Below are 14,766 nucleotides of genomic sequence, written 5' to 3'. Positions count from 1 at the left end.
GCAGCGGAGTGTGTCGAACATAGCCCTGCGCCGCAGCACGCACTGTTCAATAGCCATAGACGAAAAATTGCTTGTAGCATTGCTCGAGTTGTCGGCAGCGACACGGTTTGCAAGACCAGCGAACGGCGCTACCTATGCTAGGATCCAAATATTCGGAAATTTCCAATGACCAATCAGACAATCGTCACCGCCGCCATGCTTGCCATTGGCGACGAACTCCTATCCGGCCGCACCAAGGACAAGAACATCGGGCACCTGGCCGATATGCTGACGCTTTGCGGCATCGATCTCAAGGAGGTCCGCATCGTCGGCGACGAGGAAGACGCGATCGTCGAGGCACTCAATACGTTGCGTGCAAAATACGACTACATCTTCACCTCGGGGGGCATTGGACCGACCCATGACGACATCACCGCCGATGCCGTGTCCGCGGCATTCGGGTTGCCTTGCGAATATGACGCCGACGCCATGGCTTTGCTTGGCGAAATGTATGCACGCCGTGAGCTTGATTTCACCGATGCCAGAAAGAGAATGGCGCGCATGCCGAAAGGCGCGCGCCATATCCCCAACCCGGTCTCGACAGCGCCCGGCTTTATCATCGGCAACGTTCATGTCATGGCCGGCGTTCCGCAGGTCTTCCAGGCCATGGTCGACGCCGTCATCCCGACCTTGCGCACCGGCACGCGCGTGCTCTCGCTCGGCATCTCCTGCCCTTACGGCGAGGGTGACATCGGCACGCCGCTTGCCGCCATCCAGAAAGCCCACCCGGAGACGAGCATCGGCTCCTACCCCCGCTATATCGGCCAGGCATTCTCGACTGAAATCGTCATCCGCAGCCGCTCGCAGGATGCGGTCGATGCCGCGGGAATCGACGTGCGTGCCATGATCGAGACCATCCGCCAAGCAAAGGAGGTCGCTGAAAACCGTTCGGCAGAGGCGTAGCATAGAGGAGATCCGGTTAGCCCTTGATATGCATCAAGGAACCGGCGCCCCTGCCGGCGCATTCTCGTTGAAGATAGCCGATTTCATCCGCGTAAGGAGAATTGTTTATGTCTTACAAAACCATACTCGCCATTCTCGATACCGTCGATAACGCCAAAGCCGTGGCCGATTTTGCTTTTGCCATTGCCGCGCAGACCAATGCCCACGTTATCGGCCTTCATGCGGAAACCGTCGCAGTCGTGCCACTTGTCGCGCCGATGGAGATACCCGACCCCGTCGCTGTGCAGGCGCTTCAGGACATGGCCCGTGCGGAAACGGTCGAGGTCGAGCGCATCTTCCGCAGAAAGGCACAGGCTGAAGGCGTCTCCTATGAATGGCGGAACTTTGCCTCATCGACCGGCTACGGCACGGCGCCGTTGATCGAAAGCGCCCGAAGCGCTGACTTGCTGATCGCGTCACAGGCCAATCCAGCGAAGCCGTCGGACAGTCACGTCGACATCGACAACTTTCTCTTCGAAAGCGGTCGCCCGGTCATGATGATCCCCTTTGTGCTGCGCCAACCGAAGCCGATCAAGCGTGTTCTTATCGCCTGGAACGGCTCAAGGGAGGCAGCGCGCGCCGCGTTTGATGCCTTGCCGATACTGAAGGCCGCTGACGAAGTCGAGATTTTCTCCGTCGACCCCGTCGACAATGCACTCCAGTCTGCGGCTGTTGCGGGCGCGGACATTGCATCGGCTCTCTCCCGTCACGGCGTCAAGGTCACCCTGGCGACCGCCCAAAGCGTAGACAAATCCGCGTCGACAGTCATCGAAAACCGCCTCTCCGACAGCAGCATCGACCTGCTGGTCATGGGCGCCTACACCCATTCGCGACTCTGGCAGATGATTTTCGGCGGCACCACGAAAACGCTGCTCCAGTCGATGACTGCATTGACGCTGCTGTCACGATAAGAATCACGAGGGGCTTGCGTTTTGTCCCCGGAATCCGTTAATTGCGGCGACCGATGACGAGCTCCGGCTTCGGTCCTCCTATCGCGCAGTCTCGGCTGCGCGATTTGCGTTTGGCCGATCGCGGAATGCCTTGTCCGGCCGCCGGCAAACGGCGTGTCATCATTCATGCCGCGGAGCAAACCATGTCCCTTCCCGATAAAGCCTTTCCCGTTTCCTGGGATCAATTCCACCGCGATGCGCGTGCCCTTGCCTGGCGCCTCGCTGGTTTGAAGCGCGATTTCAAGGCAATCGTCTGTATCACGCGTGGCGGCCTCGTGCCGGCGGCGATCATCTCGCGCGAACTTAACATCCGACTGATCGAAACGGTCTGCGTCGCGTCCTACCACGACTATGTGAACCAGGGTGAAATGATGCTCCTGAAGGGCATCGCGCCGGAACTGACCGCTGATGAAGGTGAAGCTGTCCTCGTCATTGACGATCTGACCGACACCGGTAAGACGGCCTCGGAAGTTCGCTCGATCCTGCCCAAAGCACACTTTGCCTGCGTCTACGCAAAGCCTCAAGGTGTGCCGACGATCGATACGTTCGTTACGGAAGTCAGCCAGGACACCTGGATCTATTTCCCTTGGGATATGGGGTTCACCTATCAGGAGCCGATCTCCAAGGCCGGCCGCGGCTAAAGGTCGGCTGTCGCAGGCCAATGAGCCCGCACAATTTCAGATTGTGCCAATCTTTGTTTAACTAACGCATTGGATTTCGCTATCGCGCCGCTCCCTCAGGCCTTATCCTTCTAGCCAACAGTCCAGCGCGGCAACGGCACCGCGCTGTGGACTGGGTTGGAAGTCTAGTCGCCGGGCGCGACGTTGGAACGAATATGATGCGTTGGGGCTACGTCGGGACGGTTGCGGCTTTAGGACTCAACCTTTGTCTCTCGCCTTTGGCCGCTTCGGCGGAACCGGCCTATGTTTCCGTCGTAAGGGAATATGTCGAGACCGTCGTCAAGCCGATGGTGAATACGCCAATCGTCCGGAAGGCGATTGAAGATCAGAACGCCAAGTTCGACAATATCACCGATGCGAACATCCAGGTGCTCGATAATACGTACCGCGCCGAGGTGCAGAGCGGCGGCTGGGAGATGGTCCGGCGCCTGCTCAACAAGCCGGTGTCGCGATACCTCAAGACCAAACAGGATGATTCGCAGGGCATCATCATCGAGTTTTTCGTGACCGATCGTCATGGACTCAATGTCGGCCAGGGCACGATGACCACCGACTATTGGCAAGGTGATGAAGACAAGTTCTTGAAAACATTCGCGAAGCAGTCGGACGAGATATTTATCGACCGGGCTGAGCGCGATGAACAGACACAATTGCTGGAAACGCAGGCGAGCTTTGTCATCAAGGATGAAAACGGACAGCCTATAGGTATCGCAACGGTGACGATTGCGATTGACGCATTGTGATCAAAATTGTCTCAACGAATCGGCTGCCGCATTTGGCCGGCAAAAGCTGCAACCAAATCAACACGGTCGCAACTTTTCTTAGATTTTTTAGGCTCTGGGGCGACGAAGGCGCGCAACCCATTGAATTTCTTAGACGACTTTCTTTTCCCCATTCTCCACAGCCCGATCCACAATATGTTGTGGTGAACACTTCATTAAAAACAACCCCTTGACGGAATCGCCTGTTTCCAACTTAATAGAGTCCGATGTTGCGACGGCAGTTGGGCCGGAATGAACGAGGCCGGTTCCCTCCAAAAAATCGAGCGTAGAATCAGGGTGTTGCGTCCATGAAGGGCGACCGCCATGAGGGGTTTCGTGCGCGATTTTTATCTTCCGAAAAAAGTGACATCCGGGGCTGGCGATAATAAGCTGTTAACACTATATTTAGTGTTTGCAGCCACGATCACCACAAGATACAGGAGCAATCATCTCCGGATGACACTCCTGTGATGATACGGAACGAGAACTGGCTGCGCTCCTCACGGCGCTGCCGGAGGTGGAAACTTGCGCCTTGGTCGACGGGGACGAGGCGCGCAGCTAGAGGTTAGAGAAATGCGCATAGAACGCCGTTTCACGAAGGCAGGACAGAGCGCTTACGCGGATATCGAATTCCGCAAGGCGACGAGCGAGATCAAGAACCCGGACGGGTCGATCGTATTCCGCCTCGAAAACATCGACGTTCCGGCGCAGTTCTCGCAGGTCGCGGCCGACATCCTGGCACAGAAGTATTTCCGCAAGGCCGGCGTTCCCGTGAAGCTGAAGAAGGTCGAGGAAAACGACGTTCCTTCCTTCCTGTGGCGTTCGGTTGCTGACGAAACAGCTCTGAAGGATGTTCCGAAGGACCAGCAGTACGGTTCCGAAACCGACGCCCGCCAGGTCTTCGACCGTCTCGCCGGAACCTGGACATACTGGGGCTGGAAGGGCGGCTATTTCTCGTCCGAAGAAGATGCCTCTGCCTTCAAGGACGAGCTTGCCTACATGCTGGCCACCCAGCGCGTTGCACCGAACTCCCCGCAGTGGTTCAACACGGGCCTGCACTGGGCCTACGGCATCGACGGCCCCGGCCAGGGTCACTTCTATGTCGACCCCTTCACCGGCAAACTGGTGAAGTCGAAGTCTGCCTACGAGCATCCGCAACCGCATGCCTGCTTCATCCAGTCCGTTGAAGATGATCTCGTCAACGAAGGCGGCATCATGGACCTGTGGGTCCGCGAAGCTCGCCTCTTCAAGTACGGCTCCGGCACCGGCTCGAACTTCTCCTACCTCCGCGGCGAAGGCGAAAAGCTTTCCGGTGGCGGCCGTTCCTCCGGCCTGATGAGCTTCCTGAAGATCGGCGACCGTGCAGCGGGCGCCATCAAGTCGGGCGGCACGACGCGCCGTGCGGCGAAGATGGTCGTTGTCGACATCGACCATCCAGATATCGAGGAATATATCAACTGGAAGGTGAAGGAAGAACAGAAGGTTGCCGCCCTCGTCACCGGCTCCAAGGTCGTCGCCAAGCACCTGAAGGCGATCATGAAGGCCTGCGTCAACTGCGAGGCCGACAATGGCGACTGCTTCGACCCGAACAAGAACCCTGCCCTGAAGCGCGAAATCCGCGCTGCCAAGAAGGACCAGGTTCCTGAGAACTACATCGGCCGCGTCATCCAGTTCGCCCGCCAGGGCTACAAGGACATGGAGTTCAAGACCTACGACACGGACTGGGACAGCGAAGCCTACCTCACCGTATCGGGCCAGAACTCCAACAACTCCGTCTCGATCAAGGACGACTTCCTGCGCGCAGTCGAAAACGACGGCGACTGGCAGCTGAAGGCCCGTAAGGACGGTAAGGTCATGAAGACCTTGAAGGCACGCGACCTCTGGGAGTCGATCTCCTACGCTGCATGGGCATCGGCCGATCCGGGCCTGCACTTCAACACGACGATGAACGACTGGCACACCAGCCCGGCTGCCGGCGCGATCCGCGCATCCAACCCATGCTCGGAATACATGTTCCTCGACGACACGGCCTGCAACCTTGCCTCGCTGAACCTCATGCAGTTCAAGGATGCTGCCACCAAGCGCATCAACATATCAGACTACGAGCATGCCGTTCGCCTGTGGAGTGTCGTTCTCGAAATCTCCGTGATGATGGCGCAGTTCCCGTCGAAGCGGATTGCCGAGCTCTCCTACGAATACCGCACGATCGGCCTCGGCTACGCCAACATTGGCGGCCTGCTGATGTCCTCGGGCATTCCCTATGACAGCGACGAAGCTCGCGCCATCGCCGGCTCGCTGACCGCAATCATGACCGGCATCTCCTACGCCACCTCGGCCGAGATCGCCTCCGAGCTCGGACCGTTCCCGATGTTCGCGCCGAACCGCGAGAACATGCTGCGCGTCATCCGCAACCACCGCCGCGCCGCTTACGGCGAGACGTCGGGCTATGAAGGCCTGTCGATCAACCCGGTCGCGCTCATCCACTCGGAGAACCCGGACCAGGATCTGGCGGCTCACGCCAAGAGCGCCTGGGACAAGGCTCTCGAGCTCGGCGAAAAGCACGGCTACCGCAACGCCCAGGCAACCGTCATCGCTCCAACAGGCACGATCGGCCTCGTCATGGATTGCGACACAACAGGTATCGAGCCCGACTTCGCGCTGGTGAAGTTCAAGAAGCTTGCCGGCGGCGGCTACTTCAAGATCATCAACCGCGCCGTTCCGGAAGCGTTGCGCACGCTCGGTTACTCCGAAAGCCAGATCGCCGAGATCGAAGCTTACGCTGTTGGCCACGGCAACCTGAACCAGGCACCTGCTATCAACCCCTCGACGCTGAAGGCCAAGGGCTTCACCGACGAGAAGGTCGATGCCGTCAACGCCGCGCTGAAGTCGGCCTTCGACATCAAGTTCGTCTTCAACCAGTGGACGCTCGGCACCGACTTCCTGAAGGGCACGCTGAAGGTTTCCGACGAGCAGCTCGCCGACATGAGCTTCAACCTGCTCGACCACCTCGGCTTCTCCAAGAAGGATATCGAGGCTGCGAACATCCACGTTTGCGGTGCGATGACGTTGGAAGGCGCACCGTTCCTGAAGAACGAGCACTTGCCCGTCTTCGATTGCGCCAACCCCTGCGGCAAGATCGGCAAGCGTTACCTCTCGGTCGACAGCCACATCCGCATGATGGCTGCCGCCCAGCCGTTCATCTCGGGTGCGATCTCCAAGACGATCAACATGCCGAACGACGCAACGGTCGACGATTGCAAGAGCGCCTACATGCTTTCCTGGAAGCTCGGCCTGAAGGCAAACGCCCTCTATCGTGACGGCTCCAAGCTGTCGCAGCCGCTGAACGCCTCGCTGATCGAAGATGAAAGCGATGAGGACGCACTGGACGATCTGCTGCAGCAGCCGGTCGCCGCCCAGGCCGTCACCATCACCGAAAAGATCATCGAGCGTGTGGTCGAGCGCGTCACCCGCGAACGCGAAAAGCTGCCGAACCGCCGCCAGGGCTATACCCAGAAGGCTGCCGTTGGCGGACACAAGGTCTACCTGCGCACCGGCGAATTCGGTGACGGCCGCCTCGGCGAAATCTTCATCGACATGCACAAGGAAGGTGCCGCCTTCCGTGCGATGATGAACAACTTCGCCATCGCCATCTCGCTCGGCCTGCAGTACGGCGTGCCGCTCGAAGAATATGTGGAGGCCTTCACCTTCACCAAGTTCGAGCCGGCAGGCATGGTCATCGGCAACGACGCGATCAAGAACGCCACATCGATCCTCGACTACGTGTTCCGCGAACTCGCCGTCTCCTACCTCGGCCGCCACGACCTGGCGCATGTCGATACGTCTGATTTCTCGAACACGGCACTCGGCAAGGGCATCCAGGAAGGCAAGACGAACCTCGTCTCGACCGGCTGGACCCGCGGCTACAAGCCGACGCTGGTTTCGAACGGCGAACGCCAGGCATCAGGCGAGCCGAAGGGCTCGGCAACCGCCGCCCCTGCCCGCGCCTCCTCGACGGGCACCGTGACGTCATTCGCAGGCGCCGCGGCCCGCAGGATCGAGCCGACCGTTGCCATCTCCAGCTCCGAAATCGTTGCCTTCAAGCGCGATTACGAGGAGCGGGCAAAGGAACTGGCCGAAGAGATCGCCGAAGAGGTACTCGGCGAGGTCGCCAGCGAAAGTCAGCAGCAGGCAACCGCCCTCTTCTCCGACAAGGCAGCCGCCGACGCGGCATCGGCCAAGACGGAGGCCAAGAAGGTCGAAGCCGAACGCCGCGCCCGCTCGATCATGCAGGGGTACACCGGCAACATGTGCTCCGAGTGCCAGAACTTCACAATGGTCCGCAACGGCACCTGCGAGAAGTGCGACACGTGCGGCGCAACGAGCGGGTGCTCTTGATGATGCGGTGATCATCGCAGTCTGGGAAGCCAATGGGTTTGTCCCAGAACCGATGAGCGTGTCCTAAAAGAGAAACTTCCGGGCGCCTCGGTGCCCGGAGATGTAGGGAGCCACTAGGTTTGTCACTGCGCCATTTCGATGACATTGAACTAGAATGAGCGAGCACGAATTCGAAAAAGAAGCGAAGGCTCTTCTTCGAAATTGCCCTGAAACCTACGATGAAATTCTTAGCGGCCGCGTTGGCAATCGCCGGCGTGAGAAGGATTTCCAAGCGAAAACCGGTCAAGAAGCAGTGATTGTTTCCATCGGTGAAAAACAGCGGGAACACATCAACATGTTTGCTGTGAAGCTAACTGTCGCGACTTTCTATCAGATTTCAGGACGAATTTTAACGGACGAAGAAGCCATCACAGTATTCGTGCATACGTCAGCCAATGTGGTCGACGGAACCTTCCCCGAAATGCTTTCAATTCTAGGAGGTTATCGAACCATGCGACAAGGGAATTGGAGCGTTGAGTCGCAATTCGCCTATAGATAGGCGCTAACTAATGACCAGCATGCCGGTGTGTTTCACGTCGTCCTCCAAGATAATTTTTCACTAGCAACCTTCGTCTTTGATAAGAGCGATCTGAGATTTCAGCGGGACGACCTTCCTCGTCTCTCTATAGAGAGTATTCGGGCGGTGTCGGATGACCTTCGCAACCCTTATCCCAGTCTCTCAATGAAACTAGATATCGCCGGCTCCTAGGAAGTACCTGCTCTCTTCGTCTGCACAGGGCCCACCCCCTTGTGGCCGCCATTCTCCAAAACGCCCTTCCCTTCTCGATGATTTGCATCACATTACCGTTGGCTCGCAGCGCCGCTAAAGCCGCATCATGATGATGATGACGTAGTACGGCATGTGAGCCAGCTCTGCCGGACGCCCCAGAACATGGGCGCCGGAAGGATGCTCGCGTGCCTTTACCGCAATCGAAGCAATCACATCCAGAAAGAGGGACCTGATCATGCCATTCATCAAGACCGCCGACGGAACCGAAATCTTCTACAAGGATTGGGGTCCGCTCGATGCCCAGCCCGTTGTCTTTCATCACGGCTGGCCGCTCAGCGCCGACGACTGGGATGCACAGATGATGTTCTTTCTGGACAAGGGCTATCGGGTGATCGCCCATGACCGGCGTGGGCACGGCCGCTCCAGCCAGACGTGGCAGGGCAACGAGATGGACACCTATGCGGCCGATGTCGCCGCGCTTACCGATGCGCTCGACCTCAAGAATGCGATCCATGTCGGTCACTCGACCGGCGGTGGTGAGGTCGCCCATTACGTCGCGCGTGCAAAGCCCGGCCGCGTCGCCAAGGCCGTGCTGATCGGCGCCGTACCGCCGATCATGGTCAAGTCGGACAAAAACCCCGGCGGGCTTCCACTCGAAGTTTTCGACGGTTTCCGTGCGGCGCTCGTCGCCAACCGCGCGCAGTTCTTTCTCGATGTGCCGGCCGGCCCCTTCTACGGCTTCAATCGGCCAGGCGCCAAGGTCAGCCAGGGCATCATCGAGAACTGGTGGCGGCAAGGGATGATGGGCGGGGCGAAGGCGCATTACGATTGCATCAAAGCCTTCTCCGAAACGGATTTCACCGAGGACTTGAAGCAGATCACTGTGCCGACGCTGGTAATGCACGGTGACGACGATCAGATCGTTCCCTATGCCGATTCAGCACCGCTTTCGGTCAAGCTCCTGAGACACGGAACGCTGAAGACCTATGCCGGCCTCCCGCACGGCATGTGCACGACGCATCCTGATATCATCAACGCCGATCTACTGGAGTTCTTCCTGGACTAATATGGACCGAGCCGTCGGCCTGCTTTATCTGGAGCCGAGACCTTGGGATTGACGCAATATCGAGAAGCCAAGGCGGGTGCCCTTGTTCCCGCCTGGCGGCCAGGAGGTGTGCTATCGGCGGCGGCTGATCGGCCTCCGCGGATTATCGCACCACAGCAGTTTCCGCCGGAGCTGCGGCCGGTTGGGGCGACTCTTCCGCAATCTCTTCGGCAACGGCCGAGAGATCGAGGTTCCCCCAGATCGACGCGGACTGGCGACGCTCGGCGCGGCGGGAGGATTTGACTTCGACGATGAACGACTTCGACTGAGCGCGCATGGGATTCCTATTAAGAGGCGTTGAACGAATCCATCAACCAGCCAAGCCTATGAAGCGTTGCGCGCTCACGCAAGATCGTGCCGCGCATTGAATCCAGCCTCGCACAGGTCAGGCCGCGACGGAACAAGCATCGGGCGAGCGGCGTTTGAGCTTTTCAATCTGCGTGGCGCCTGGATGCAAATTCCTGCGAAAAGTTCTTGAAGGAAAGATCGATGTCGATTACCTACCACGTCGCCGAACACGATGGCGCCTGGGCTTACCGCCTGGACGATGTCTGGTCGGAAACTTTCCCAACTCACGAAGAAGCACTGGCAGCGGCCAAACACGCCGCAGAGCGACAACAGCTCGGTGGCCAGGATGCGGACATTACATATCAGCGTGCAGACGGCAGCTGGACAACGGAACGGTCGAACCGAGGCGACCGCCCCGAGGCTGATGTCGTCGATGACGCCAAGGAAAAAGACTAGGAATGACCATTAAAGAACGCTTTCTGAAGCAGCAGCATGCCTGGATGCTCGGCGCATGCTACTCCCGCAAACATCCCGACTTCCATCGCTTTGGTGGCGTGGATGTTTCAATCTCTCCTCGCTGGAAAGACAGCGTTGAAACCTTCGTCAATGATATGATCGACACCCTGCCGCGCAGCCTCTCCGAGCGCCGGATGGCATTGAGAAACCCGCGTCGCCCGTTTGAGCCTGGCAATGTGGAATGGGTGTTTGCAAGCAAGCACTACGGCCTTCGCGCTCCTGACGGGACGCGGCCCGACATGGCGGACGCTCGTTCGCGCCGCGCGTAAGCGCTCTTTACGGATCACATCTTTCGCCGGCGGAAGCTCGCTCAGAGGCTTCTTTCGCCGGCGAATTATTTTAGAGGCTCGGACGCGCAAGAATGCCCTGCCTGCATCCAGATCAAATGTCGCCAACTGGCGACACATGCCGCGCCAGTCTGTTGACTGCGGCAGCTCAAGCCACATGGGCGCCTCAATCGCTACCGGTGCTGTGCGTTTCTCGTCACCACAATCACAACAATTCCGACGATCGTTGCGAGCGCGCCCCAATAGACCCAGGGCGTCTGGTTGATCATGAAGCTTTCTTGCGGATAGGGAAAATAGCCGCTGCCCTGCCCCATCCAGACCACTCCGATCAGGATCAGCAGACTGGCAACAAGATAGCCAAACTTCACCATTCGATATCCTCCACCACAGCGGCGAGACGCCCGTTTTCAGGTTGCTCCGCTTGCGCGGACGTCAGTATTTCCCGAGACGATTTTACGCCTTCGGGAAATCAGCCCCGAGGCTCGTTTCGCGCCATTCCTCTATCTGCGCCAGTCGCTCGCGCAACTTGTTCGTGACGTTGTTATAGCCGATTTCACCGAGCACGAGATGGCGTGGCGGTTCTTCCACTTGCGTGACCCGGATCATCGCCTCGCCGCCGCGCACGGGATCGCCGGCCTGCTTGCCGCTATATTCGGATGTCTGCCTCATCCGTGCCGCCGCGGTATCGGCATAATCGGAAATCGTGCTCTTCGTTTGCCTGAGTGACCGGCCGGCCCAATCGGTGCGGAACGGGCCGGGTTCGACGCAGGTTACCTTGATGCCGAGCGGCTTGCCCTCGGCGTAAAGTGCATCGGAAAAGCCTTCTACCGCGTGCTTGCTCGCGGCATAGAAGCCGGAACCGGGAAAGCCCATGAAGCCGGCAACCGAGGTGATGTTGATGATGTGGCCATGCCGGCGTTGCCGCATACCGGGCAGGACGGCGCGGGTCATCGAAAACAAGCCAAACACATTCGCCTCGAACTGATCGCGGATTTCCTGCTCTTCGGCTTCCTCGACCGTCGACTGATAGCCATAGCCGGCATTGTTGACGAGAACGTCGATGCGGCCGAAGCGCTGCTCGGCTGCCGTGACCGCCGCCTTGACTTGTGCGCGATCCGTCACGTCAAGATCCAGCGCCAGCGTGTTCGCTTCGTGACCTAAGGTGAGATCTGCGAGGCGAGCCTTGTCGCGCGCGGTGACGACCGTTGGCCAACCGCGGGCAATGGTAAGTTTCGCTAGCTCGCGGCCGAAGCCGGTGGAGCAGCCGGTGATGAACCAGACGGGCAATGTGTCTTGGGGCATGAGATTTTCCTGATTTTGTCGGGAACGCCTTGGCGGGCGAAGGGGCGAGAGCGGATTTAGGGCCGCTGCCTGACATTTCCAGGACAACGGCAAGCCTACGCCGAAACGACATCAATCAGGAAGCCTGCGCACCGATCGAGCGCGCAGGCGATAGGGTCTACTGCAGCGTACGCGTCTGCATGTCCTGGCCGAGCGCCACGCCCTGATGGGTCCGCGTTCCAACCGTCCCGTCAAGGCCTGTGGCGACGACCGAGACGCGGAACTTGCCATCGAGGTTGCGGTCGAAGATCGCGCCAACGACGATGTCGGCCTCTTCCTGAACCTCATCGCGGATGCGGCTTGCCGCTTCATCCACCTCGAAGAGCGTCATATCGGAGCCACCGGAAATCGAGATCAGAACACCCCTGGCGCCCTTCATCGAGATATCATCGAGCAGCGGGTTGGCGATCGCAGCTTCGGCGGCCTTCATTGCACGCCCCTCGCCCGAAGCCTCGCCCGTGCCCATCATCGCCCGGCCCATGCCACGCATAACGGATTTCACGTCGGCGAAATCGAGGTTGATAAGGCCTTCCTTGACGATCAGGTCGGTGATGCAGCCGACACCAGCATAAAGCACGCGGTCGGCTGTCATGAAGGCGTCGGCGAAGGTGGTCTTTGCGTCTGCGATGCGAAACAGGTTCTGGTTCGGGATGACGATCACCGTGTCGGCCGCCTCGCGCAGCGCCTCGATACCGACATCGGCCGTCTTCATGCGGCGGTTCCCTTCGAAGGTGAAGGGCTTCGTTACGACTCCGACCGTCAGAATCCCGGCGTTGCGGGCAGCCTGCGCAATCACAGGCGCAGCGCCAGTGCCGGTGCCGCCGCCCATGCCTGCGGTGACGAAGCACATATGCGAGCCAGCCAGATGATCCATGATCTCGTCGATGGATTCTTCGGCGGCCGCGCGCCCTACTTCCGGCAGCGAACCAGCGCCCAGCCCTTCGGTCACATGCGCACCGAGCTGGATGCGGCGGGATGCCTTGGAGGTCGCCAGGACCTGCGCATCGGTATTGGCCGCGATGAAATCGACACCTTCGAGATTTTCCGCAATCATGTTGTTGATGGCATTGCCACCGCCGCCGCCGACACCAATTACTGTAATTCTCGGTCGCATTTCGGAAATCCCGTTCTTGGCGTTCGTCATCGCAATCTCCTTCGTGCGTTTTTCGTCATGGCTCCGCCTCTTGTCGGGAACCGAATCGAGCATCAACCTAGTCGCGCAACAAGGCAGAGCCGGGGCGAAAGAACAAGATGAAGCGTTCTTGAAACTTTATCCGGAACCTTTTTTGATCTCGCGCTTTATTGTGAATCATCCCCTGCCAGAGAGAGGAGTACCGCGCAGATGCCTACGCTTGCCACCCGCCCGTCAGTTACCCCTCCGAATGATCACATTCTTACCGCCCAAGAGGCCTTGGAACCGCTGTTCTTAAAGATCGAAGAGGAAGCCGAAGTTCGGATGATCGCCGCGGCCATCCGCGCCGGCTGGTCTGCGGACGATGCGGTGGCTGCGATCGACGAGCTTCGTCGCAACGAGCTTCTTCCCGGCTCCAACCAATAAAAGCATCGACCGGCTTCAAAAATCACTCGCCTTGAGGGACGGATGACCTAAGTTCAGCGCGACCAGTCAATCGCGGAAAGATCATCGCATGCCCTTCAAGAACATCTGCATCTTCGGCGCCGGTGCCCTCGGCGGCGCCATCGCGGCCAAGCTTGCCTCGTCACTCGGCGCAGAGGCCACGGTCTCGGTCGTTGCCCGCGGCGCTCATCTCGCGACTATCCGGGACGATGGGTTGCGTCTCATTGAGGCTGGCGCTGATTTTCCCTTTCGCGTGTCGGTAACAGCCACAGACGATCCAGCGGAACTGCCGCCACAGGATCTCGTTATCACCGGACTGAAGGGCCATCAACTCAGCGCGGCGGCGGAAGGAATTGGCCATCTATTGAAGGATGGCACGCGTGTCTTGATGATCCTCAACGGCATTCCGTGGTGGTATTTCCATCGCGATCAGGACAGCGCGCATGCGGAGCTCCAATTCGAGGAACTCGATGAAGGCGGCAGGCTCTGGCAGTTTGTCGGCCCGCAGCGGGTGATCGGCTGCGTCGCCCATCAGGGTGCCGAAGTCAGCAAACCCGGTGAGGTCAGACTCAGCAACAAGGGCCATTTCATTCTCGGCGAGCCCTCCGGTGAGATCTCTGCAGATTTGCGGGAGATTGAAGCATTGCTGCGACGCGCAGATATCGAGGTGAAGCTCTCTAGCCGGATCCGCGACGATATCTGGAGCAAGCTGATGGGCAACGCATCCTTCAACCCGATCAGCGCGCTGACGCGTTCATTGATGTCGGAGCTGATGGCGGATGCCGCGATCACTGACCAGATCGGAAAGGTCATGAAGGAGGTAAAGGCCGTAGGAGAAGCGCTCGGCGCGAATGTTGGGATGTCCGTCGAGCAACGACTTGAGCAGGCGCAACAGATCGGGCCAGTTCGCACGTCGATGCTGCAGGACCTTCTCGCTGGCAAATCGCTGGAACTTACACCGCTGGTGGGAATGGTCGTTTCGCTAGGTCGCCTGACAGCAGTGCCAACACCAGTTTCAGAAACGATCCTGGCGCTGGTGTCGCAGCTTGACCGTGAGAACTGCCGAGCGACCAAATAAAGGGCCTTAACGGTCGAGCGGCCTCCGGCAGGCTGCTCA

At 59.1% G+C, this 14,766-nt stretch carries 16 protein-coding genes; 11 read left to right on the top strand and 5 right to left on the bottom strand.

The window, feature by feature from the left end; genetic code table 11:
* Positions 1 to 165 precede the first annotated feature (165 nt).
* The 6 genes from ATY80_RS23635 to ATY80_RS23610 all read left to right on the top strand — a co-directional run bounded on the left by ATY80_RS23635 (position 166) and on the right by ATY80_RS23610 (position 8,305).
* Positions 166 to 942 carry a competence/damage-inducible protein A gene (locus ATY80_RS23635; RefSeq protein ID WP_088694747.1) on the top strand — a complete coding sequence of 259 codons (777 nt, stop codon included), beginning with the start codon at positions 166 to 168 and terminating at the stop codon, positions 940 to 942.
* Positions 943 to 1,049: 107 nt separating this feature from the next.
* Positions 1,050 to 1,892, top strand: a complete 843-nt coding sequence (locus tag ATY80_RS23630) for a universal stress protein (RefSeq protein ID WP_088694746.1) — start codon at positions 1,050 to 1,052, stop codon at positions 1,890 to 1,892.
* A 182-nt stretch (positions 1,893 to 2,074) separates the two neighbouring features.
* A complete protein-coding gene (gene gpt, locus ATY80_RS23625; RefSeq protein WP_088694950.1) occupies positions 2,075 to 2,572 on the top strand; it encodes a xanthine phosphoribosyltransferase in 498 nt (165 codons plus the stop codon).
* A 194-nt stretch (positions 2,573 to 2,766) separates the two neighbouring features.
* Positions 2,767 to 3,354, top strand: a complete 588-nt coding sequence (locus ATY80_RS23620) for a hypothetical protein (RefSeq protein ID WP_088694745.1) — start codon at positions 2,767 to 2,769, stop codon at positions 3,352 to 3,354.
* 591 nt (positions 3,355 to 3,945) lie between these two features.
* Positions 3,946 to 7,767: a vitamin B12-dependent ribonucleotide reductase gene (locus tag ATY80_RS23615; RefSeq protein WP_088694744.1), complete on the top strand. Its 3,822-nt coding sequence runs from the start codon at positions 3,946 to 3,948 to the stop codon at positions 7,765 to 7,767.
* A 154-nt stretch (positions 7,768 to 7,921) separates the two neighbouring features.
* Complete coding sequence (locus tag ATY80_RS23610; protein WP_088694743.1) at positions 7,922 to 8,305, top strand: hypothetical protein; 384 nt, start codon at positions 7,922 to 7,924, stop codon at positions 8,303 to 8,305.
* A gap of 324 nt (positions 8,306 to 8,629) precedes the next feature.
* Here the strand turns inward: ATY80_RS23610 and ATY80_RS29100 are convergent, their stop codons facing one another.
* Positions 8,630 to 8,773 (bottom strand): hypothetical protein, encoded by a 144-nt coding sequence (locus tag ATY80_RS29100; RefSeq protein ID WP_189637248.1) that lies wholly within the window; start codon positions 8,771 to 8,773, stop codon positions 8,630 to 8,632.
* Here ATY80_RS29100 and ATY80_RS23605 point away from each other — a divergent pair.
* On the top strand, positions 8,772 to 9,602 hold the full coding sequence (locus tag ATY80_RS23605) for an alpha/beta hydrolase (RefSeq protein WP_088694742.1): 831 nt from the start codon (positions 8,772 to 8,774) through the stop codon (positions 9,600 to 9,602). The two genes, ATY80_RS29100 and ATY80_RS23605, sit on opposite strands and share 2 nt — an antisense overlap.
* 142 nt (positions 9,603 to 9,744) lie before the next feature.
* Here ATY80_RS23605 and ATY80_RS29095 read toward each other — a convergent pair whose 3' ends face one another.
* A complete protein-coding gene (locus tag ATY80_RS29095; RefSeq protein WP_189637247.1) occupies positions 9,745 to 9,918 on the bottom strand; it encodes a hypothetical protein in 174 nt (57 codons plus the stop codon).
* Positions 9,919 to 10,130: 212 nt separating this feature from the next.
* On the opposite strand from ATY80_RS29095, the gene ATY80_RS23600 reads away from it, so the two are divergent.
* Positions 10,131 to 10,385 carry a DUF2188 domain-containing protein gene (locus ATY80_RS23600; protein WP_088694741.1) on the top strand — a complete coding sequence of 85 codons (255 nt, stop codon included), beginning with the start codon at positions 10,131 to 10,133 and terminating at the stop codon, positions 10,383 to 10,385.
* Between the two features lie 2 nt (positions 10,386 to 10,387).
* Entirely contained in the window at positions 10,388 to 10,714 is a 327-nt protein-coding gene (locus ATY80_RS23595) for a hypothetical protein (RefSeq protein WP_007531928.1), read from the top strand.
* Positions 10,715 to 10,905: 191 nt separating this feature from the next.
* On the opposite strand, the gene ATY80_RS23590 is transcribed toward ATY80_RS23595, so the two are convergent.
* From ATY80_RS23590 to ftsZ, 3 genes are all read right to left on the bottom strand, one after another.
* The gene (locus ATY80_RS23590) at positions 10,906 to 11,103 is read right to left on the bottom strand and encodes a hypothetical protein (protein WP_088694740.1); all 198 of its coding nucleotides are present in this window, start codon (positions 11,101 to 11,103) and stop codon (positions 10,906 to 10,908) included.
* An 82-nt stretch (positions 11,104 to 11,185) separates the two neighbouring features.
* Complete coding sequence (locus ATY80_RS23585) at positions 11,186 to 12,034, bottom strand: oxidoreductase (RefSeq protein WP_088694739.1); 849 nt, start codon at positions 12,032 to 12,034, stop codon at positions 11,186 to 11,188.
* A 157-nt stretch (positions 12,035 to 12,191) separates the two neighbouring features.
* On the bottom strand, positions 12,192 to 13,217 hold the full coding sequence (gene ftsZ / locus ATY80_RS23580) for a cell division protein FtsZ (RefSeq protein ID WP_088694949.1): 1,026 nt from the start codon (positions 13,215 to 13,217) through the stop codon (positions 12,192 to 12,194).
* Between the two features lie 198 nt (positions 13,218 to 13,415).
* On the opposite strand from ftsZ, the gene ATY80_RS23575 reads away from it, so the two are divergent.
* Entirely contained in the window at positions 13,416 to 13,631 is a 216-nt protein-coding gene (locus ATY80_RS23575; protein ID WP_088694738.1) for a hypothetical protein, read from the top strand.
* An 88-nt stretch (positions 13,632 to 13,719) separates the two neighbouring features.
* Entirely contained in the window at positions 13,720 to 14,727 is a 1,008-nt protein-coding gene (locus ATY80_RS23570) for a 2-dehydropantoate 2-reductase (protein WP_088694737.1), read from the top strand.
* The last annotated feature ends 39 nt before the right edge of the window (positions 14,728 to 14,766 follow it).

The sequence above is a fragment of the Rhizobium sp. R711 genome (genome assembly GCF_002211365.1).
In the GTDB taxonomy this organism is placed as follows: Bacteria; Pseudomonadota; Alphaproteobacteria; order Rhizobiales; family Rhizobiaceae; genus Rhizobium.
Note: the sequence above shows the minus strand (reverse complement) of the source record. Positions and strands in the feature narration are given on the sequence as shown.

What these genes read in the sequence shown, in the direction of transcription:
- ATY80_RS23600 (WP_088694741.1), top strand. Translation starts at nt 10,131, where the DNA reads ATGTCGATTACCTACCACGTCGCCGAACACGATGGCGCCTGGGCTTAC.
- ftsZ (WP_088694949.1), bottom strand. Translation starts at nt 13,217, where the DNA reads ATGACGAACGCCAAGAACGGGATTTCCGAAATGCGACCGAGAATTACA.
- ATY80_RS23635 (WP_088694747.1), top strand. Translation starts at nt 166, where the DNA reads ATGACCAATCAGACAATCGTCACCGCCGCCATGCTTGCCATTGGCGAC.
- gpt (WP_088694950.1), top strand. Translation starts at nt 2,075, where the DNA reads ATGTCCCTTCCCGATAAAGCCTTTCCCGTTTCCTGGGATCAATTCCAC.
- ATY80_RS23610 (WP_088694743.1), top strand. Translation starts at nt 7,922, where the DNA reads ATGAGCGAGCACGAATTCGAAAAAGAAGCGAAGGCTCTTCTTCGAAAT.
- ATY80_RS23575 (WP_088694738.1), top strand. Translation starts at nt 13,416, where the DNA reads ATGCCTACGCTTGCCACCCGCCCGTCAGTTACCCCTCCGAATGATCAC.
- ATY80_RS23630 (WP_088694746.1), top strand. Translation starts at nt 1,050, where the DNA reads ATGTCTTACAAAACCATACTCGCCATTCTCGATACCGTCGATAACGCC.
- ATY80_RS23590 (WP_088694740.1), bottom strand. Translation starts at nt 11,103, where the DNA reads ATGGTGAAGTTTGGCTATCTTGTTGCCAGTCTGCTGATCCTGATCGGA.
- ATY80_RS29095 (WP_189637247.1), bottom strand. Translation starts at nt 9,918, where the DNA reads ATGCGCGCTCAGTCGAAGTCGTTCATCGTCGAAGTCAAATCCTCCCGC.
- ATY80_RS23615 (WP_088694744.1), top strand. Translation starts at nt 3,946, where the DNA reads ATGCGCATAGAACGCCGTTTCACGAAGGCAGGACAGAGCGCTTACGCG.
- ATY80_RS23585 (WP_088694739.1), bottom strand. Translation starts at nt 12,034, where the DNA reads ATGCCCCAAGACACATTGCCCGTCTGGTTCATCACCGGCTGCTCCACC.
- ATY80_RS29100 (WP_189637248.1), bottom strand. Translation starts at nt 8,773, where the DNA reads ATGATCAGGTCCCTCTTTCTGGATGTGATTGCTTCGATTGCGGTAAAG.
- ATY80_RS23605 (WP_088694742.1), top strand. Translation starts at nt 8,772, where the DNA reads ATGCCATTCATCAAGACCGCCGACGGAACCGAAATCTTCTACAAGGAT.
- ATY80_RS23620 (WP_088694745.1), top strand. Translation starts at nt 2,767, where the DNA reads ATGATGCGTTGGGGCTACGTCGGGACGGTTGCGGCTTTAGGACTCAAC.
- ATY80_RS23595 (WP_007531928.1), top strand. Translation starts at nt 10,388, where the DNA reads ATGACCATTAAAGAACGCTTTCTGAAGCAGCAGCATGCCTGGATGCTC.
- ATY80_RS23570 (WP_088694737.1), top strand. Translation starts at nt 13,720, where the DNA reads ATGCCCTTCAAGAACATCTGCATCTTCGGCGCCGGTGCCCTCGGCGGC.